Source organism: Epilithonimonas xixisoli (assembly GCF_004365655.1).
Taxonomy (GTDB): Bacteria; Bacteroidota; Bacteroidia; order Flavobacteriales; family Weeksellaceae; genus Epilithonimonas; species Epilithonimonas xixisoli.
In genome coordinates this window covers 297803-314160 of record NZ_SOEO01000001.1, presented here as the reverse complement: position 1 = coordinate 314160, position 16358 = coordinate 297803, and the positions used below count along the sequence as shown (strand labels likewise).

The 16358-nt window shown below is 38.7% G+C and carries 31 protein-coding genes; 24 read left to right on the top strand and 7 right to left on the bottom strand.

What is annotated here, in order from left to right; all coding sequences use genetic code 11:
• Position 1 precedes the first annotated feature (1 nt).
• The 21 genes from B0I22_RS01510 (at position 2) to B0I22_RS01420 (ending at position 8069) form a co-directional block, all read left to right on the top strand.
• On the top strand, positions 2-631 hold the full coding sequence (locus tag B0I22_RS01510) for a P-loop NTPase family protein (protein WP_133942847.1): 630 nt from the start codon (positions 2-4) through the stop codon (positions 629-631).
• Positions 632-636: 5 nt separating this feature from the next.
• Positions 637-858, top strand: coding sequence for a hypothetical protein (locus B0I22_RS01505; protein ID WP_133942846.1), 222 nt, complete (start codon positions 637-639; stop codon positions 856-858).
• Positions 859-861: 3 nt separating this feature from the next.
• The gene (locus B0I22_RS01500; protein ID WP_133942845.1) at positions 862-1068 is read left to right on the top strand and encodes a hypothetical protein; all 207 of its coding nucleotides are present in this window, start codon (positions 862-864) and stop codon (positions 1066-1068) included.
• Entirely contained in the window at positions 1068-1238 is a 171-nt protein-coding gene (locus B0I22_RS16050; protein WP_166668155.1) for a hypothetical protein, read from the top strand. Before B0I22_RS01500 ends, B0I22_RS16050 begins: the two co-directional genes overlap by 1 nt.
• Positions 1235-1378 (top strand): hypothetical protein, encoded by a 144-nt coding sequence (locus B0I22_RS16045; RefSeq protein ID WP_166668154.1) that lies wholly within the window; start codon positions 1235-1237, stop codon positions 1376-1378. Before B0I22_RS16050 ends, B0I22_RS16045 begins: the two co-directional genes overlap by 4 nt.
• Positions 1379-1385: 7 nt before the next feature.
• Positions 1386-2051, top strand: a complete 666-nt coding sequence (locus B0I22_RS01495) for a DUF3164 family protein (protein WP_133942844.1) — start codon at positions 1386-1388, stop codon at positions 2049-2051.
• Positions 2052-2242: 191 nt separating this feature from the next.
• Positions 2243-2896, top strand: coding sequence for a hypothetical protein (locus B0I22_RS01490; RefSeq protein WP_133942843.1), 654 nt, complete (start codon positions 2243-2245; stop codon positions 2894-2896).
• A 10-nt stretch (positions 2897-2906) separates the two neighbouring features.
• Positions 2907-3332 (top strand): hypothetical protein, encoded by a 426-nt coding sequence (locus tag B0I22_RS01485; protein ID WP_133942842.1) that lies wholly within the window; start codon positions 2907-2909, stop codon positions 3330-3332.
• Between the two features lie 6 nt (positions 3333-3338).
• Positions 3339-3503, top strand: a complete 165-nt coding sequence (locus B0I22_RS16450) for a DUF3850 domain-containing protein (protein WP_133942841.1) — start codon at positions 3339-3341, stop codon at positions 3501-3503.
• Positions 3500-3667 (top strand): ASCH domain-containing protein, encoded by a 168-nt coding sequence (locus B0I22_RS16040; protein ID WP_166668153.1) that lies wholly within the window; start codon positions 3500-3502, stop codon positions 3665-3667. The genes B0I22_RS16450 and B0I22_RS16040 overlap by 4 nt, the downstream gene beginning before the upstream one ends.
• 163 nt (positions 3668-3830) lie before the next feature.
• Positions 3831-4196: a conserved phage C-terminal domain-containing protein gene (locus B0I22_RS01475; protein WP_133942840.1), complete on the top strand. Its 366-nt coding sequence runs from the start codon at positions 3831-3833 to the stop codon at positions 4194-4196.
• Positions 4114-4938 carry a hypothetical protein gene (locus B0I22_RS01470; RefSeq protein ID WP_166668152.1) on the top strand — a complete coding sequence of 275 codons (825 nt, stop codon included), beginning with the start codon at positions 4114-4116 and terminating at the stop codon, positions 4936-4938. The genes B0I22_RS01475 and B0I22_RS01470 overlap by 83 nt, the downstream gene beginning before the upstream one ends.
• Positions 4939-4940: 2 nt before the next feature.
• Positions 4941-5258 carry a DUF4406 domain-containing protein gene (locus B0I22_RS01465; RefSeq protein ID WP_133942838.1) on the top strand — a complete coding sequence of 106 codons (318 nt, stop codon included), beginning with the start codon at positions 4941-4943 and terminating at the stop codon, positions 5256-5258.
• Between the two features lie 2 nt (positions 5259-5260).
• Positions 5261-5539: a hypothetical protein gene (locus B0I22_RS01460; RefSeq protein ID WP_133942837.1), complete on the top strand. Its 279-nt coding sequence runs from the start codon at positions 5261-5263 to the stop codon at positions 5537-5539.
• A 51-nt stretch (positions 5540-5590) separates the two neighbouring features.
• The gene (locus B0I22_RS01455; protein ID WP_133942836.1) at positions 5591-5791 is read left to right on the top strand and encodes a hypothetical protein; all 201 of its coding nucleotides are present in this window, start codon (positions 5591-5593) and stop codon (positions 5789-5791) included.
• A gap of 138 nt (positions 5792-5929) precedes the next feature.
• Positions 5930-6241, top strand: coding sequence for a hypothetical protein (locus B0I22_RS01450; protein WP_133942835.1), 312 nt, complete (start codon positions 5930-5932; stop codon positions 6239-6241).
• Positions 6242-6273: 32 nt separating this feature from the next.
• Positions 6274-6555, top strand: coding sequence for a hypothetical protein (locus B0I22_RS01445; protein WP_133942834.1), 282 nt, complete (start codon positions 6274-6276; stop codon positions 6553-6555).
• Between the two features lie 45 nt (positions 6556-6600).
• On the top strand, positions 6601-6759 hold the full coding sequence (locus tag B0I22_RS01440; protein WP_246022127.1) for a hypothetical protein: 159 nt from the start codon (positions 6601-6603) through the stop codon (positions 6757-6759).
• A gap of 259 nt (positions 6760-7018) precedes the next feature.
• Positions 7019-7489, top strand: a complete 471-nt coding sequence (locus B0I22_RS01430) for a hypothetical protein (protein WP_133942831.1) — start codon at positions 7019-7021, stop codon at positions 7487-7489.
• Position 7490: 1 nt separating this feature from the next.
• Positions 7491-7793 (top strand): hypothetical protein, encoded by a 303-nt coding sequence (locus B0I22_RS01425; RefSeq protein WP_133942830.1) that lies wholly within the window; start codon positions 7491-7493, stop codon positions 7791-7793.
• 36 nt (positions 7794-7829) lie between these two features.
• Complete coding sequence (locus B0I22_RS01420) at positions 7830-8069, top strand: hypothetical protein (RefSeq protein ID WP_221411209.1); 240 nt, start codon at positions 7830-7832, stop codon at positions 8067-8069.
• Here B0I22_RS01420 and B0I22_RS01415 read toward each other — a convergent pair.
• From B0I22_RS01415 to B0I22_RS01385, 7 genes are all read right to left on the bottom strand, one after another.
• Complete coding sequence (locus tag B0I22_RS01415; RefSeq protein ID WP_133942829.1) at positions 8062-8577, bottom strand: hypothetical protein; 516 nt, start codon at positions 8575-8577, stop codon at positions 8062-8064. The two genes, B0I22_RS01420 and B0I22_RS01415, sit on opposite strands and share 8 nt — an antisense overlap.
• Positions 8577-9137 carry a hypothetical protein gene (locus tag B0I22_RS01410; protein WP_133942828.1) on the bottom strand — a complete coding sequence of 187 codons (561 nt, stop codon included), beginning with the start codon at positions 9135-9137 and terminating at the stop codon, positions 8577-8579. The genes B0I22_RS01415 and B0I22_RS01410 overlap by 1 nt, the downstream gene beginning before the upstream one ends.
• Entirely contained in the window at positions 9134-9964 is an 831-nt protein-coding gene (locus B0I22_RS01405; protein WP_133942827.1) for a phage minor head protein, read from the bottom strand. The genes B0I22_RS01410 and B0I22_RS01405 overlap by 4 nt, the downstream gene beginning before the upstream one ends.
• A 119-nt stretch (positions 9965-10083) precedes the next feature.
• Positions 10084-11424 (bottom strand): phage portal protein family protein, encoded by a 1341-nt coding sequence (locus B0I22_RS01400; RefSeq protein WP_133942826.1) that lies wholly within the window; start codon positions 11422-11424, stop codon positions 10084-10086.
• Between the two features lie 2 nt (positions 11425-11426).
• The gene (locus B0I22_RS01395) at positions 11427-11936 is read right to left on the bottom strand and encodes a hypothetical protein (protein ID WP_133942825.1); all 510 of its coding nucleotides are present in this window, start codon (positions 11934-11936) and stop codon (positions 11427-11429) included.
• Between the two features lie 12 nt (positions 11937-11948).
• Complete coding sequence (locus B0I22_RS01390; RefSeq protein WP_133942824.1) at positions 11949-13484, bottom strand: hypothetical protein; 1536 nt, start codon at positions 13482-13484, stop codon at positions 11949-11951.
• A complete protein-coding gene (locus B0I22_RS01385; protein ID WP_133942823.1) occupies positions 13477-13962 on the bottom strand; it encodes a DUF1804 family protein in 486 nt (161 codons plus the stop codon). Before B0I22_RS01385 ends, B0I22_RS01390 begins: the two co-directional genes overlap by 8 nt.
• 151 nt (positions 13963-14113) lie before the next feature.
• Between B0I22_RS01385 and B0I22_RS01380 the strand changes: the two genes are divergently transcribed.
• Genes B0I22_RS01380 through B0I22_RS01370 form a run of 3 tightly spaced genes read left to right on the top strand, consistent with a single transcriptional unit; the run spans position 14114 to position 16353 of the window.
• Positions 14114-14419: a hypothetical protein gene (locus tag B0I22_RS01380; protein WP_133942822.1), complete on the top strand. Its 306-nt coding sequence runs from the start codon at positions 14114-14116 to the stop codon at positions 14417-14419.
• A gap of 2 nt (positions 14420-14421) precedes the next feature.
• On the top strand, positions 14422-15387 hold the full coding sequence (locus B0I22_RS01375) for a hypothetical protein (RefSeq protein ID WP_133942821.1): 966 nt from the start codon (positions 14422-14424) through the stop codon (positions 15385-15387).
• Positions 15388-15393: 6 nt separating this feature from the next.
• Positions 15394-16353 carry a P22 phage major capsid protein family protein gene (locus B0I22_RS01370; protein WP_133942820.1) on the top strand — a complete coding sequence of 320 codons (960 nt, stop codon included), beginning with the start codon at positions 15394-15396 and terminating at the stop codon, positions 16351-16353.
• The last annotated feature ends 5 nt before the right edge of the window (positions 16354-16358 follow it).

The following is a 16358-nucleotide window of genomic DNA, read 5'->3' as shown; positions in this document are numbered from 1 at the left end:
TATGGCGAACGATTTTTTCTCAGTCGAAGAGCTGGAAAGTACCAAGTTCAAAGATTTTGACTTTGATGGCAAATGGGAAGCATCGTTTGGAAAGCCGGAAGCGCGAGGCGTTTGGATCATCTACGGGAAATCGTACAACGGGAAATCATCTTTTATGATGCAGTTGGCAAAGTATCTCACGGGATTTGTCAAAAACAAAGTACTCATCAACTCACTGGAAGAGGGCAAAACAAAATCTTTCCAGATGAATGTTGACCGCTCCGGAATAGCTACTGTGAAAGATAAAGTTCTCTTTGGCAATCGGGTGCCGATGGAAAAAGTTTTCGAAAGGTTGGAAAAACAACGCAGTCCGGAAATTATAATGATTGACAGTCTGCAATATGCCAAACTCAACAAAAAGTCTTTTGAAGAGTTGAGAGAGCGGTTTCGAAACAAACTTTGGATTTTCATCAGCCAAGCCGACAAGAGTGGCGAACCAAAAGGCTCACTCGCAGAAGACATCAAGTTTGATGCAGATGTGAAAATAAAAGTAGTTGGTTTCAAAGCTTTTCCAGAATCGAGGTTCGGCGGTGGCGAAGAGTTCATCATAGATGCCGAACGGTCTGCAAATTATTACGCCAAATTACAATAAAACTTATGACAGATACACAAAGCGACAGATTCATTGAGCTTACCAAGGCTCTACAGTACGACAGCTACGGCGAAAAGTACCTCACGGACTTTGACCGGATGTTCATCCAGCAAGAGCGTAGCGCACTACTCAACAACAGGCCTTATAAGCTTGCTGATTATGTAGAAGAAAAGATTGAAATCAAACTTAATTACATCAACAAATACAACTGGGAGTGTCCCTATTAAAAAATGACAGCATCAGAATTATTAGACGAAATCGTCAAAACTATAACATCATTAGGGCCAAGTCCATTAGTCAGTGAAACAATCAAAGCTTACAAAAAGGCAGAAATGTTAATTAAAGATGAAATGGACGGAAAATTCAATGACGGTTATGAACATAGAAAGAAATGTGAGATAAACGCAAAACTGAATCAACAACAAAAATTGAATTAATGAGCGAAATGTTTCCACCAACCGAAAAAGAGCTAGAAGATATCATCGCAGGTCTCAAAGCTAGACTGGAAGATGACAGTTACCAAGAAGAGTGGATAAAAATCCACGACGAACTTCTCTTCCGACAAAACCAACTCAAAAATTTAACAATTACAAATAACGCACTATGAGCAACGAGAAATACGTATTCACAGTAAGACCACAAGAAGGAATGCACGGAGAATGGCGCACAGAAGATGGTTTCAAATGCTGGACAGACAATCGCGCATCAGCCGTAAGATGGTATAAAAAATATTTAACTCAAAAATAAAAATAAAATGACAACAATCTCAATCGCAGAACTTTCACCAGAACAAAAGAAAGCACTTGCACAACAACTGAAAGACGAGGAAAAACTCGAGAAAGAAAAAATCGCCAACGATAAGAAAATCCTAAAAGGTCTCAAAAACGACTTTGTTCTGGCAAACGTGGATTTCTTCATCGACAAAAGAAATGATGTGGAAGACCGCATCGTCAAGATGTTCCAAGACCTGCAAAGCGTCATCGAATTAGATTCCGCTTTGTACGGCGACAAAAAGGCAGAGCAAGACAGCTACTCGCACACCTTGGAAGATGGTTCTGCCTATATGCAAGTCGGTTGGAATGTGAGTCCAACGTTCAACGGCACAGAGTCGCACGGCATCAATCAGCTTAAAGAGTTTATGTCTTCTCTGGCTGGCAATACGGAAAATGAAAAATTGCTGATGAAGTTCCTCAACATCGCTTTGAAAACCGACAGCAAAGGAGATTACAATCCAAAAGCCGTGAGAGCGCTGGATGCACTCAGAGCGGAAGCCAACAGCGATGTTTTCTCTTCCGCAATGGATATCATCAACGAGGCTATGATTGACATCAGAACCTCACGCTACGTGAGAGGTTACAAGCTGGTAGATTTTGGAGACAACATTGTGAAGCGTGTTAATTTCAAATTTTCAATTGATTAGATATGGAAATATTATTAGTCGTCACAGTTGGTTCTGTATTATTCTTTGGCGGTTTTTGCCTTGGCAACATCGTGGGAAATTACACATCTACAAGGATTTTAGAAGATAACAAGGAGAATTAAAAAAAAACATCCAAAATGGTTTCTCGGAGGTTCGATTCCTCCGATTGGAGCAAATTAAAAATCAAAATTATGGCAAAAGTAGGAACAGAAAGAATTACCCACAAAGGCTCGGGAAAAGAGTTTTTTGTTACAATCAATTTTTACACAAAAACAAAGCTTTTTACAGCTGTTGATTTTCCGGAAGAAATCAAAGATTGGTATGGTGCAAAGCTAACTAGAGAACAGCCTTCTTATGCTTCTATTATGTATCAAGGTAATATTACAGGTAAATCTTATGACGAATGTAAAAATTTGGCAATTAAAGTATTCTCAGAATATTATGACCAATGTATAACTGAAGAAAGGATAATAGCTTACAAAATTAAATCAAACTCAAAAGAAACCAGTGATATTTCATTCGCACCAAACACAGCATTAGGATTGGAATTCCACGTTCTATGGCGTATTAAAATCGGTGATGAAACTTTTATAAGCCCAGCTAATTACGAAGCCAGCAAACGGCCAGAATCTGGAATTAGGCTAGGTGGACCACAGATGACAAGAGAAGATGGACGTCAAGGATATTATGATTATCAAAAGATACCTTACACTGAGGAAACTCACAATTTCTTTATAAATGTAGTAACTGGATTAGAGGCTATGATAATTAAGGTTAATGAATTTTTCGGCAAAGATTCAAATCATTTTATAGACAATCTTAGTAAAGGAAAATTACTAAACTAAAATCAGAAATATGGCAACAATCAAAAAATTAATGACCTTACTATCAAAAGAAGGTCTTGTGGAAGAAAGAGCGGGAATCATCGCTCAATTTACCAACGGGAGAAAATCGTCCGCCCGTGACCTAAATGCAATAGAACTGGACAGCCTTTGCACGTTTCTCCAGAACGAACAGCAGAAACATCAGAACGATGTCGATAAAAAAAGAAAACGCCTGATTGCTTCCATCTTCGGAACGTTCAAGCTCGCCAACAAACAAGTTTCCATCGACTATGTGAAAGGCATCGCTTGCAGAGCTTCGAAAGAAAAGAATTTCAACAATATTCCGCCTGCGAGATTGGACAGCCTTTACAATGCGTTTCTGAACGCTCAAAAGGATTTGACTTTTGCAAAGCGATTGGTGGATGGTTTTATTAATGAGCAAATATCCTATAACTAAACGGAAATGAAAAAACATAAATTAAAATTACGACAACCCTTTTTTGATGACGTTTACTTCAATAGAAAAGAATTTGAAGTTCGGAAGAACGATAGAGATTATCAAGTTGGTGACCGTTTGGTTTTATTCGAATTTCCACTAAAAACCAATGCAGACACAAATATGTTATGAAAGATATAAAATATATTCTCGAAGGTGGCCAGTTTGGAATTGAAAAAGGATATGTTGTCTTAGGATTAAAAGAAGTTCCATTTGCTGAGCCTTTATCAGAAATTGTAAAGAGAGATTTGGAAAATGAAATGACAATGCAAATAGTTGGACAAGGTAAATGTTAGAAATTATGATGAATTTTTTTAGAGCAACATATATTCTTTCGCTATTAGCAATGATTATTTGCGCAATCATCTTCATTTGGACTTACGAAATCATTTTGATTAAAATAATATTAACGCTGGCTATTGTATGGTGGATAAGTAGCATTGTAACAACAGAAGATTAATGGATAATATCACAACCCCAGAAATAGAAGTTCTCAACCTACTCAATCAATTGGCAGGTAAGAGATTCAAGCCAATAAAGAGCAACATCAGTCCGATATCGGCAAGACTCAAAGATGGTTACACGGTGCAAGAACTCAAAGAAATTGTGCAAGTGAAAACGTTGGACTGGAAAAACAACGAGGTGATGAATCAGCACCTTTGCCCGACCACGCTCTTCCGACCAGGTAACACAGATAAGTATCTCAATTATATTTTGTCAATCAAAGAAAACCCGAAGCAATATGCAAAATACTTTGCAAAACTCAACAAAACAAGAACCAGCGCCAACAACACTGATGACCTTGCAGAGATGTACGGAGAATAGGCAGGCTTTTAATGCACTTGTGAAACTGGAGAAAACACTCACCGTTTCCGATGCCATCATCAGCAGTCCGCTCATTGCCACGCAAGGCTTGAAAAAAGACGTGGTTGGCGAAATCATCCGCATCCTTGAGTTCTTTCTGGAAGTGACGGGAAAAGACCTCGAAGATTATCAGAAGCAAGTTCTTGCAGGCGACCTCTACGAGAAATTCAAGACCGATGCGCTGGAAGATATTGTGTTGATGTTCAAGATGGCAAGACAGGGCGATTTTGGTAAGGTTTACAAGTGCGACACCTTCGAGATTATGAATTGGAGCAATCAATATCTTGACATCAAATCTGCCACCCGTGAAAGGCTCATCAGCAAAAGAAAAAAAATCATAGAACCGGAACCAAGCCAAGGTAAATATTTTACTGACTTGCCAATAATGTTGCAGGAAAAGTTTGAAAACATCGTGAAACCGAAGAAAAACTTTATACCACGGAAAGCATCGGAGATGATGACCACGGAGAAAACTATCAGAGACTTGGAAAAGCCAAAGAAAAAGCAGGAAGTTTTGACAACGGAGAAATCAGAGTCACTGTTCAATTATGACGCTTTCCTCAAAAATCTGCAAACCAATGTCAGCAAAATGTATGATGATGCTTTGCACAAGGCCTTTGAGAATACAACCAAATCAACGCACCCGGAAGTTTGGAAGATTTTTAATAATGAAATAGAATTTAGAAAAAAAACAAAAAAATAGTTATGAAAAAGAAAATTTACATCGCTGGAAAAATCAGTGGCGAAGATATTATTAAATGCACACACAAATTTGGGACAGCTCAAAAAGAAATAGAAAAGCAAGGCTTTGAAGCTCTTAATCCATTGGAGTTGGTAGGCAGTTGGAAAGTAACTTGGGAAGATGCTATGAAGATTTGCATTGGTGCTCTTGTAAAGGCTGATGCTATCTTATTTCTGGACGATTTTACGGATAGCCGAGGCGCAATGATAGAACATAAGCTCGCTTCTGATTTAGGCATTAAAACGCTTAGAGGAACAAAGGAACTTGCAAAACGAGTTTGAAAATGATAAACCTAACCGAAAAACCACCAGACCTCGTAGCAATGGACATAAAAATGACAATACCGCAAACCGAAATCTTTGATTTTCTACAAAAGAAAGGATATGAAATCAAAGGCTTTCCCATCCATTGGGAAGCTGTTGAAGAAATGCTGGTCAGCGAGCCTGCTGGCACCTGGCACACCTTCACAGCCACCAAAGAGGGCGAGAATCAAAGCCCAGAGAATCAGTTTTTAATTGTCTTTAAAAAGGAGATTAAAACACTTTTAAAGGAAATTGCATAAGGTTACGGATTTCCGTAACCTTTTTTTATTCACACAAATTACATTTACAAAATGCAAAATTTCACAATCAATGCACAAGACTATATTATAGATGACATTATCAGTCATCTGGAAAATGGCACCATAGGTCAAGCCATCGCCAGAAGCTGGAATTACGAACGAAAAAACAATACTTTGTACTTCACTTTGAAAGAAGGTGCGGAAGTGAGATTAGCGGACTTGTTTTGGTTTGGTTTTCTTTCTAATGGGTGAAAATAATTGGTTTGATTTTCAAGCAGTTATAAAAATAATCATAAATTTCCGTGTAAAAAATTTGCACGGAAATTTATAAAGGTTTATCTTTGCTTTAGAAATGAGAGAGAAACCAACTCAATTCTTAAACTAAAGATTATGAAAGCTAAATTCAACAAATCAATTATCTTCAAATCAGCTTGGAAAATGGTAAAAGAGTATGCTATGGATTTATCATCTGCACTGTCTAAGGCTTGGAAATATGCAAAAGAAAACGCAGAATATATTTTTCTTAATGTAGTTAGAGAAACTGAGAAAGCTGTAGCAATTGAAGTTTACACCGCAAATGGAGTAACTTCAACAAGTGAAAAAGTTTACGGTAGAAAAAACCTTCTTTGGTTTCCAAAATCAATGTTAGTAAACGGATGCGCTCCAGTTTGGATGTATAATCAAAAATTAAGAGGATTCTAAAAAAAAATAATTTAACTTTAAAACTAGATATTATGACAACTTACAAAACTATCAACAACGGAAAAGAAATTAAAATCGAAGTTCTTACAATCGATGAAGCAAAAAAGAAAAATAGGCTAACAAAAGAGGAAGCCGAAGGCTATCACGTTTGGCACAAGAACGAAGAATTTCCAGTTGATAATAAACACATTGTTTACGCCTTTAATGTTTTACCTAATAATCCACCTACAGACTGGCTTGTTATTAAATGGTTTGAGAATAAGCCATCAAAACAAGATGCTATTGATTGTGTAATTGAATTTGACAACAAATGACTGACAGCACAGGAAAAATGCCTTTTCATAATCAAAGAATTTGAATTGTCAGCTCGGCAAGTTGCTGTGGCTATTGGCGGTAAGCAATCTGCTTCATCTTCCAAGATGAAAAATGAAAATTACAACAAGTTCTCGGATGATGATTTTGAAAAGCTAAAATCTCATTATCTTAATAAATTAAATAAAATAAAAGACCTCGATTAGTGAGGTCTTTTTAATTTTACGGAAACCCGTAATTTTTTTCGGAAAGAAATATTTAAATTTGAAAAAAATAACCAATGAAAGTTCCAGATGTAAAATGTCCAAAGTGCGGAAGCACTCAAATAGTCCTCAATAATAAGAAGCGTTTCGGATACGGGCGTGGTTGCATTGGTGCAATCATCTTCTTTCCACTCATCTTATTAGGTCTGACAAAATCCAGCAAAACAGAGCGTGTTTGCCTTAACTGTAAAAAAACATTCTAATGAAAAGATTATTGTTTTTACTCCTTTCCGGACTTGCTTTCGGACAAAACGTGGAGCTTCTGAAAAAAGCCAATAACGCAGACGAAGCATTTGCGAAAACTTTCACACAAGAAATCTATCCAAATTATCAGACGGTAGACAGCTACAAAGAGGGTTTGTATTATAATTATATCTTAGTTCCTGCCGGAACATCGGAGACGGAAATTTCGGACTGTAAATTGGGCAATCCGTGCGAAAAAGGTGTCACTGTGAAGTACAAAGTTTTGAACGGAAATTACATCTTTTCATCTGCCAAAGGTGACGGCGAAAGTCTTTTCGCATTTTGGACAAAAGAAGTCCAGCCAGCAGAAAAAACAACGGACATCAAGACCTATAAAAACAAAGATGCAAAAGTTTGGTACAATCTCGAACCAACGCCAAAAACTTGGATGATTGTGAATATGTCTGACCGCTCAGAAACTCAATGGTAATATGGAAAATTTAGAATATACTTTAAAAAATATCGATGAAATCTTTAAAAAATTAGAGAGTGATATTATGACTTTGCGAACATTACGGGTTCCAAGAGAACGTATTAAAATTGCAGTTCCCTTATTTTATTATAATGTATTACTTCATTATTTTGAAAAGATAGCACCAACAGGCAATCATAGTTTAAAAACAATTTTTGGATGCGATGTTGTTACAGGATATAATAAGCAAATCTGTGTTTTTGATGAAAAAGCAGATCCTAGATTCTCGATCTATCTTGAGCCCATAGAAATAAAAATGTAATATTTTTTTTAGCACAGTAAAATCGCCTTGACTCGTATGTCAGGGCGATTTATTTTTGTAGATAGAATGGCATACAACAGAAATAACCAGATTAAGCGATTGCAGTACATTATATCAGTGTACCAGCAGTATAAGCATTCTGATGTGCCGGACACTCATATCCTAAGAATCCACTTTCCGAAACATCATATTTTCATCAGCTACAGACAGTGGATGAACATCAAAGGAACGCCCGTTCCAAAACCTACCACAGAACAATTATCACTGTTTAATTAGTTTTTAAACCACCATTAAACGTGAAAACTACCTCTTTGTACTCGTCTTGGCTGGTGCTATAATCTTCGTAAGATGTGGTAAAAGTCAACTGGCGAACTCGCAGTCCGATATCGTTATTGTTCTGGCTTTTTACATTGGTTCTGATGAGTGGCGTGAAATAGTCCTCGTGCCAGCCATTCAGAATGTTAAAAAGCTTCTGTTCTATATCGAGATATTCCAGACCTTTCATTCTATCTCTCAACGGGGCTTTGTGCCAAGTCGAGCTGTAGTTGTCAAATATCAATTGAAAAGTAATTGGCACATTTCCCAATTGAGCCGAACTGGAGAGCTCGGAATAATCCGAATTTGGAAAATCTATCAAAACAGCAGGATATGCCAACGGCGGTCTGCCGTTTTCGCCTTCTTGTCCCAACTGTCCGAGGTCTTGGTCTATGAACTGAATCACCGGAAGTTCTTTGGAAATCCGCTTTTGCAGGTCTAATAATATTTTTGAGAAAAAGTAATCCATTATTTTTTCATTATTAAATTAATATCGTTCGCCACTTCTCGGATGATGGCTTTATTCATCACCGGACTTGGATTGCTAGCTGTTGGAGCGAACTGCCTTTGGGCGAGGTTTACTTTTCGACTGTGCGATTTTACGGTGCTCTGTCCGCTTTTCATCGTCATTGTCTTTTGTCGTTCCTTTCCTGTTTTGGTAAATTTTCCCGTCCCGACTTTCGCTTTTGAATATTTGTTTCGGGTGTGTGTTTTCACGGTCACAGTTCCGCTGAAACCTTCGTTATGCGCTTTTGCATAAGGTAAATGATTTTTTACAGTTGCCTGTCCCGGTTGCGTTGTGTAGTATGTTCCCGCTCTCAATTTTCCAGACTTCACGAGAATTGTTCCGCCACGTTTGGTGCTCTTCCATTTTTTGAATGACGAACCTTGGAAGCCCTGCGCTCTGAAATTTCCATTTACAAAACGCAGAGCAATGTTTCCGGCTTTTCTCGGAAATTGATTTTCGGCGTAGGCTTTCAGCTCGTTGGCTTTTTTCTGAACTTCTTTTGAAAAATCTTCTGGTTTCATCGGTCTATTAATATGCCTTTTCGTTGTTTGTCAATCGTTTTTGCATCGGCTGTGAAATCAACTGTAGTTATTACGCCTTTCGCATCCATCCATTTTTCTGAGTAGTCATCATAGGTTTTTATTTTATCGAGATTTGGCAGTCCGTAATGTTGCCAACTCATTTTAACCTCCTTTCCGTCTGAATTAATGAAATAAGGGTGTTTATCGTTGAAAATTACTTTCGTGATTCCAACGTTATTTTCAAATATAGTGTCCTTTATTTGTGCTCGCACAACATTATAAGCTTCATCTGATGTGAGATTATTTTGCGTAGTTGATTTCCCAGGAATATTTCTACAACGACAGTTCCACCGTAATGGTGCCCAAAGTCTTTTCCAAATAGGGTCGGTTTTTAACGCCGTGAATTTATCTAAAAGTCTATGCTCAGGGCTTACTCTACTATCTCCGACAGTGCTAAATTCAATATACTCGGAATCGATATTTTCCCAATTATAAGCGGCAATTGCAGACATATGAGCGCTGTCCGCTTCTGTTGCGAGATGGGTTCTGTTGAAGATCTCTCCAGTATCTGCAATTTTTTTGATAAATGATGCTGTTCCCAGAATCTTGCCATTATCGCCAACCATCGCATCACGATAATATTGCATTTGGGTTAAAGATTTAGCAGCAGAAAAATGATAGATATTTTGCTTCAATTTCTCCAGCAATACTTTATTATCATTGTCAGAGCTGCCGATGCTCACTAATCCGGCACTAATTGCATTGATGAGTGTTTCCGCTGTTTTCAAATGCAAATCTGCATTGATGAGAACTTCCGGATTATTCAATAATTGTTCAGCGATGATGAGATAGATTTCATCCCAATCATCATCACCGTGCGCAAGATCTGGCAGATGTCCACCACAATCTTCACAATGCTGTGCATAAAGATCATTGATTTGCCCGATTACCGTCGGGCGTGGTCGAAAAAATCCGCCATCTTTTTGAAAAATTTGTCTATGATGGTTGGATTGGTATAGTCTGCCAAATCTTCTTTTTCGGCTTTTTCCTTTGTTGGCTTTTCGGTTTTACCCTCTTCCTTGATTGGCAACTGATTAGCGTTTTTCCTCGCTTCCATTTCACGTTTCAAAGCGTCGTAATTCTTCGGTTTTGGAATGCCGTAAGTAAAATACCAATAGTCGTCATCAACTGGCACTTTCTCCGAAACTACCACATCAATTTCCATTTTGATTTTCAGCTTGGAAAGATTCAAATCCAGTTCATATTCGAATTCTCCACCTTCAACATCATAACCGTAAGATTTTAGAATGTTTAGAAAATGATCAGAATTCAACTCATTTTCAACGAATATTAAATCAGAGGCTGTGATTTCGTCCTGTTGTTCGCCGTGTTCTTTTGACTGAGCATATCCAGATGATTTCGAAGCTGATGTAGTCTCAGTATTTCCAAGAATAGCAATCGCCATTTCTTCATTACACGCTTCTTTAAAACCACCTTGCAATTTACCGTCGCCATTGGAAGCTTTGCCATCCAACATCTGGAAAGTCGCCTGTTTTGGAATCATCATCGCTAATGAATTTCCAGACTCGTTCAGAATCTTTTTCAGCTCTTCCTTTGTCTGCGTGTCGTAGGCGTCATATTCCATAATTCGAACAGGTTGCCCGAAGATTTCCACATACTGCGCCCAGTCGCCAAAGTTACCACGCTTATAAATCGCATACATCGAGCAAGCCAACAACAGTCCAAGGTCTCGTTTTTCACCGATGACCCAGACGAATGGCATTTCGTCAATTTTGAAACCGTCCTCTTTCGAAATGCTGTATTGGTTTTTAGCAATCAAACCTTTCTCCGGCTTGATGTGTTTTCTTTGGATTTCTTCAAAACAAAACTTTTCCCCCACTTTGAATTCAACGCCCGAGATACCCCAGAAAATAGACTCCAAAATTTGACGAATCAATTGTCTGCCGACTTTGCTTCGCATCAACTTTGTAACCTCTGTATTTTCGTTACCTTCTTTATCGATGAACTTTAACTTTTTATTGAGTACTGAATCAATCCTTTTGTTAATGATACCACGCAGGAAGCCATCCATCGAGACAACATCGTGGTATAAATCATAGAGCAAAACCCGATTTGGATAGTGGATGGATTCTGCACTTACAACCGAGTTTTTCAGTGATTGAATATCTTTTCGTCCACGGTCTGGCGAAACAAGACTGATGTCTTGAACAATCACTGTTGGTTGCGCTGGTTGCTTTTGTGGGCGTGGTCTTGTATTTTTTGCCATAGTTAAAATCGGTTAGTTCGTTTTGTTGTAGATGTCCAATAAACATCGCTTCCAGACTCATCTTCTGGCGTTTCCGGATTGTCGACTGGATATGGCCAAGCTGGATTTAACTTGCCATCACGGATTCCATATATCCAACCCGGCTCATCTTCGGTGCCAATCCAAAACATAAAATCAGCGTGGAATTTGTCCATATTGACGGTCGGGTTGGCTTTTCTAATCAAGAACCACGATGCGGTGACTTTTACGCATTTTTTAAGCGCGTCATCCTTGACCGTTGGTTCTGTGTCTTCATTTCCGAAAAGTTTCACCAGATCGTATTTGAAAAGAAAAGTTTTGATGAAAGCTTCCGCATCATTGATGTGGTTTTGTACCTCTTGATTGATAGCTTCAACTGGCACTTCTACCGGCTCGTCATCTTCCAGCTCTTCCGGTTCTTGATATCTTGTAATTTGGTCTATGACCTCTTCATAAAGTTCGGTATCGAGGTCTTTTGGTTTTATTAAACTCATTTTAAAGGGTGTTTAAAGTCTGTGTCGACTTGGTTGTCTCTGTACTATCTCCACCGAGCCAAGTGCTTCACTCGCTCTTTTTTCATCAATAATGGCGACCGCACCTTCCACCATATCGGGACCATCCAAAAGTTTGGCTTTCGAGTTGGCGTTTTTGAATTGTGCTTTCAGTCTCAACATATGCGGATTGTCTTTTTCTCTTTCATTAAAGGTCAAATGTTCCAATCTCACCAACGGCTCCAATCTCCCTTCAATCCTTGACCACTTATCAGGTTTTTTCCTTTCGTCCGGTCGGATTGGAAGAATGATGTTTAGTTCCTGCGATTTCGCATAGATTAAAGGCAAAAGAACTTGCTCATAAAAAGGATTTTGAAGCGTGTTGTTTTCGATATAGATATAGATGATTTGCACACCTGCTTTTTGACAGATTTGGTAAGCTTCGAAGAGATAATCAATAAATTTTGAGTTCGTCATCTGGTCAACCCAAGCCTTATGAATATTATAGTCTCTCATTTTGTTGCCGATGATTCCAACGGCTTTGGATGATGATTTTTTACTTTCAGAATTACTGGTTGCAGGGTCTGCGTAGATCACAACATAGTCGCAATGTTTCAACAGAAATGGCGCTTTGTCGGTCAAGTTTTTAAAGACTTTTCCTCCATCCATTGGATTGTTATAATATTCTTTTTGGATGGACTCGTAACTTGTGGTTCTGAGTGCAATATCAATCAATTCCTCTGTGTTTTTTTGTGGCCAAGTAGAAACGCCATTTTCATCACGGATGTTGATGACTTCCCACGAATCGGCTTTGTTTCCCATCTCGGTTATACAGCAATAATCAGCAATGATATTTCCGCAGGCGATAATCAATAAGCCGTTAGAAATCGAGCGTGTCGGAATCAAAGCTTCGTCAATCCACTTCACACGTTTGTCGATGATCTCAGAGTTTCTGCAATCATCATCCGTGTCGATATCATCAATTAAGATAATATCCGGACGCATATTGTCGTTACGTGTACCTCTTGGCGATTGTCCGGCACCAACGGCACGGAAAGCACAACCTTTGCGAGTAGTAAACTCGCCCTCCTCCCAGCTTCCAATCCTTTTTTGTTGACCGTAATCATTGATGATTCTGTTATTTCTTTCCAGAATAGTTTTGTAAGGCATCAAAAGTCGATTGGCATTGTCCCACGAATTGGAAACAATCAGTGTATTTTTCTTTTTGCCAGTTAATGTCAATTTCAAAACCTCGAACATAGTCCGACCAGATTTTGAAAGCTCACGCGCCCAACTTCTGACCAAATAATACTCAGAGTTGCGCATTACTTTTTTGGTCGATTTCAGATGAAAATCGGCAGGTTCAGAGGTGTAAAAATTGGGAAAATAGTATTTGAACCATTCCTCATCGTTTTCCTCCAGACGTTTAATTCTTTTGAGTTTTTCGGTAGATAATTCCGTTAGATCAATCGGTGTTGCGTTGTCGATATTGTCGCCAAATTCTTTCCAATCCGCTAACCACTCTTTGTCTGTCCTTTTGCGGTTAGCCATTTTTCACACGGTTATTTATGTATTCATCAAAATAATTTTTGAAAAGCTTGGCATCTGGAAGATTGATCTGTTGGATAAATGTGATCATCTTCTTTCCAGTGTGGACGATTTCACCCAAACCGATTTCCACCTCCAATCTTTGAATGTTTGAAGTGATCTTACTTAATGTATCAGCTTCGGCACTAGTGGGAATATTTTTCTGAGGTCGCTGAATTGGTTTGCCTTTTATGTCCAAAACTTCTGGACGGTTGGCGATATCCATATTAATCGCATCCAACTGATTGTAAAAATGAATCAATTGATTTTCTCTAGTATTCAAAAGACTTTTTCGGAGTCCATCCCAGTTGTCTTCCTTGCACCATTTCCCGATTGTTTTCTCAGTGACTTTCACGCGCTCTGCCACCTCTTTCAATGTGATCTTTTCATTCACATATAAAAGGCGGGCGTGTTCCCTTTGTTCCGACTTGCTTATTGCCATAAATAGTATTTCTCGGTACAAAAATGACGGGAAAACGGCTCAAACTGAAATACATATGCAATCCTTGCACGCTTATTTTCAAAGCGTTACGAGTTTTTGGAAGTTTGCAACCACAACAAAGAGAGAACTCTAAAAATTAACATTTATCACAATGAATAAAAGTGTAGGTATAGCAGGAATGGCAGTTGCAATGGCATTAGGCGCATCAACTGGATTGGCAACAAATAGAGTTGCGGATTTTAGCCAATCTCTTATAAAAGCTGAAACAACTCTTTCGGAAGGCAAAACTCCTAATCCAGATGCAAAGCTGACAAACCAGTTTGCAGATCAAGAAAAAGTAACTTTTAAAAGAACAAAAAGTTCTGTTAGAAAGTTTGTTTCCAACTATGGAATCGATCCTAAAACGTACGGAATGTACCACGTGAAAGCTGGAACTCATAAAAGAACCAACGTCTAAGAATGAGTGATACTTTCAAAAAAATAGACAAGGAATTCTGCATTACTGATGATTCTGTCAATGTGTATGGCTACAGATGTCTGACGGCTGGATTTCAAATTGATGAAGTCAAAAAGAATCCAATCGGTTTCCATATGCACAATCGTGACAAGGGTGTTGTGGTTCGTTGGGATGATTTCCGTATCGATGGCGACAAAGTTTTTGCAAAGCCTGTTGTGAATCTTTCACATCCGGAAGGCCAGTCAATAGCAGACCAGATTGAAGGTGGTTTTCTTAACGCGGCATCTGTTGGAAAGATTGTCGTTTTGGAAGCTTCTGACGCTAAAAATCTACGTTTACCGGGACAAACAAAACCAACTGTAACAAAGTGGTTTTCTCGTGAAATCTCACTCGTTGATATTCCTGGCAATTACAATGCACTCGCCAATCTTTATGATAAAGATAACAACGAGTTGAACCTCTCTGATCTCAAAAATTTCACAATTAATAATATGAGTAATACACTTGAAGCTGCGGTCATCCTTGCAGCATTAAATCTTAAAGATGGCGACGAATCTGCCGTTGTTACAGCTATCAATAATCTAGTTGATAAGGCTGACAAAGCTGATGAGTATAAAAAAGACTTGGACGCAAAGGACACAGAGTTGAAAGACCTGAAATCTGAGACCGTTAAAAAAGAAGTTCAAGACCTTATTGCTGGCGGTAAAGCAGGGAAAAAACTAACAAACGAATTGGCAACAAAACTTGAAAAAGACTACGCCGAAAATCCATCCGGATTGAAAGACCTGATTGATACAATGCCAGCGCAAGTGTTGATTACGGAGCAGGAAAAAGATGCTGAAAAGTATGAAGGTAAAACCTTTGATGACCTGTACGCATCCGAAGAGTTGGAAACTGTGAGAAAACAATATCCTGATCTCTATGAAAAATTGAGAGATGCGAAATATCCAAACCTAAAACAAGACTAAAAAAATATGGCACAAAATCCAAAAGTCCCACAAGAATTCTGGGCACAGTACGTAGTTGAGAAACTATGGAAAGAGAATCCACATTTAGCACTTTGCTACGATGAATCTTCTTTCGTAACAGGCGGTTCTGTTGTTTACATTCCGCAAGCTGGAGCAAAACCAGCCACACAGAGAAACAGATCGGTTTATCCAGCCACTGCAACCAAAAGAGCAGATACAGCGTTGGTTTATGCTCTTGATGTTTGGACAACAGATCCATCTCACTTGCCATTGGCTGAGCAGTTGGAATTGTCTTATCAAAAAACAGACTCAGTTCTTGGCGACCACGTCAGTACTTTGATTGAAGCTGTTGGAGACGAATTACTTTACAACTGGATTAGAGCTTTCAAGCCAGCAGTTGGCGGAGGTGTAACGGCTGATAATTTACCAGCTTCTAAAAAAATTGCTACCAGCGGTGCTGATACAGCGGTAAACTCTGTGGATGGACAAACGGGAACTCGTAAGGCTTTTCATTATAGAGATCTTCAAAAAGGTCAAGCAATGATGAACAAAGACAACGTAGCGAAAGGCGAAAGATATGCGATGCTTGAGTCTTATATGTATCAGCAGTTCTTGGACTCATTGTCTGCAAATCAAATGGCAGCATTTCAAGGTTCCGCAGATTTAGCGAAAGGAATTGTTGGAGAATTTGCAGGGTTCAAAATTTTGGACAGAAGTTCTGTGTTGGCATTCACATCCGCAGGCGTTGCAGTTGCACCGGGCGAAGCTCTAGGCGCAACCGACAATCTTGGTTGTCTATTGTGGCAGAAAAACTCTGTGACAAAAGCAATGGGAGACACAAAGCTTTTTGACGACAAAGGAAATCCACTTTATTACGGCGACGTTTACTCTACGTTGTTGAAAATGGGTGGAAGATGTAGAAGAGAAGACTGGAAAGGAGTTATCTCTATCGTACAAGCTGCGTAAACAAT

Bases quoted from the DNA above. Each gene is read 5' to 3' on its own strand.
- B0I22_RS01510 (WP_133942847.1), top strand. From the start codon at position 2: ATGGCGAACGATTTTTTCTCAGTCGAAGAGCTGGAAAGTACCAAGTTC.
- B0I22_RS01505 (WP_133942846.1), top strand. From the start codon at position 637: ATGACAGATACACAAAGCGACAGATTCATTGAGCTTACCAAGGCTCTA.
- B0I22_RS01500 (WP_133942845.1), top strand. From the start codon at position 862: ATGACAGCATCAGAATTATTAGACGAAATCGTCAAAACTATAACATCA.
- B0I22_RS16050 (WP_166668155.1), top strand. From the start codon at position 1,068: ATGAGCGAAATGTTTCCACCAACCGAAAAAGAGCTAGAAGATATCATC.
- B0I22_RS16045 (WP_166668154.1), top strand. From the start codon at position 1,235: ATGAGCAACGAGAAATACGTATTCACAGTAAGACCACAAGAAGGAATG.
- B0I22_RS01495 (WP_133942844.1), top strand. From the start codon at position 1,386: ATGACAACAATCTCAATCGCAGAACTTTCACCAGAACAAAAGAAAGCA.
- B0I22_RS01490 (WP_133942843.1), top strand. From the start codon at position 2,243: ATGGCAAAAGTAGGAACAGAAAGAATTACCCACAAAGGCTCGGGAAAA.
- B0I22_RS01485 (WP_133942842.1), top strand. From the start codon at position 2,907: ATGGCAACAATCAAAAAATTAATGACCTTACTATCAAAAGAAGGTCTT.
- B0I22_RS16450 (WP_133942841.1), top strand. From the start codon at position 3,339: ATGAAAAAACATAAATTAAAATTACGACAACCCTTTTTTGATGACGTT.
- B0I22_RS16040 (WP_166668153.1), top strand. From the start codon at position 3,500: ATGAAAGATATAAAATATATTCTCGAAGGTGGCCAGTTTGGAATTGAA.
- B0I22_RS01475 (WP_133942840.1), top strand. From the start codon at position 3,831: ATGGATAATATCACAACCCCAGAAATAGAAGTTCTCAACCTACTCAAT.
- B0I22_RS01470 (WP_166668152.1), top strand. From the start codon at position 4,114: ATGCAAAATACTTTGCAAAACTCAACAAAACAAGAACCAGCGCCAACA.
- B0I22_RS01465 (WP_133942838.1), top strand. From the start codon at position 4,941: ATGAAAAAGAAAATTTACATCGCTGGAAAAATCAGTGGCGAAGATATT.
- B0I22_RS01460 (WP_133942837.1), top strand. From the start codon at position 5,261: ATGATAAACCTAACCGAAAAACCACCAGACCTCGTAGCAATGGACATA.
- B0I22_RS01455 (WP_133942836.1), top strand. From the start codon at position 5,591: ATGCAAAATTTCACAATCAATGCACAAGACTATATTATAGATGACATT.
- B0I22_RS01450 (WP_133942835.1), top strand. From the start codon at position 5,930: ATGAAAGCTAAATTCAACAAATCAATTATCTTCAAATCAGCTTGGAAA.
- B0I22_RS01445 (WP_133942834.1), top strand. From the start codon at position 6,274: ATGACAACTTACAAAACTATCAACAACGGAAAAGAAATTAAAATCGAA.
- B0I22_RS01430 (WP_133942831.1), top strand. From the start codon at position 7,019: ATGAAAAGATTATTGTTTTTACTCCTTTCCGGACTTGCTTTCGGACAA.
- B0I22_RS01425 (WP_133942830.1), top strand. From the start codon at position 7,491: ATGGAAAATTTAGAATATACTTTAAAAAATATCGATGAAATCTTTAAA.
- B0I22_RS01420 (WP_221411209.1), top strand. From the start codon at position 7,830: ATGTCAGGGCGATTTATTTTTGTAGATAGAATGGCATACAACAGAAAT.
- B0I22_RS01415 (WP_133942829.1), bottom strand. From the start codon at position 8,577: ATGGATTACTTTTTCTCAAAAATATTATTAGACCTGCAAAAGCGGATT.
- B0I22_RS01410 (WP_133942828.1), bottom strand. From the start codon at position 9,137: ATGAAACCAGAAGATTTTTCAAAAGAAGTTCAGAAAAAAGCCAACGAG.
- B0I22_RS01400 (WP_133942826.1), bottom strand. From the start codon at position 11,424: ATGGCAAAAAATACAAGACCACGCCCACAAAAGCAACCAGCGCAACCA.
- B0I22_RS01395 (WP_133942825.1), bottom strand. From the start codon at position 11,936: ATGAGTTTAATAAAACCAAAAGACCTCGATACCGAACTTTATGAAGAG.
- B0I22_RS01390 (WP_133942824.1), bottom strand. From the start codon at position 13,484: ATGGCTAACCGCAAAAGGACAGACAAAGAGTGGTTAGCGGATTGGAAA.
- B0I22_RS01385 (WP_133942823.1), bottom strand. From the start codon at position 13,962: ATGGCAATAAGCAAGTCGGAACAAAGGGAACACGCCCGCCTTTTATAT.
- B0I22_RS01380 (WP_133942822.1), top strand. From the start codon at position 14,114: ATGAATAAAAGTGTAGGTATAGCAGGAATGGCAGTTGCAATGGCATTA.
- B0I22_RS01375 (WP_133942821.1), top strand. From the start codon at position 14,422: ATGAGTGATACTTTCAAAAAAATAGACAAGGAATTCTGCATTACTGAT.
- B0I22_RS01370 (WP_133942820.1), top strand. From the start codon at position 15,394: ATGGCACAAAATCCAAAAGTCCCACAAGAATTCTGGGCACAGTACGTA.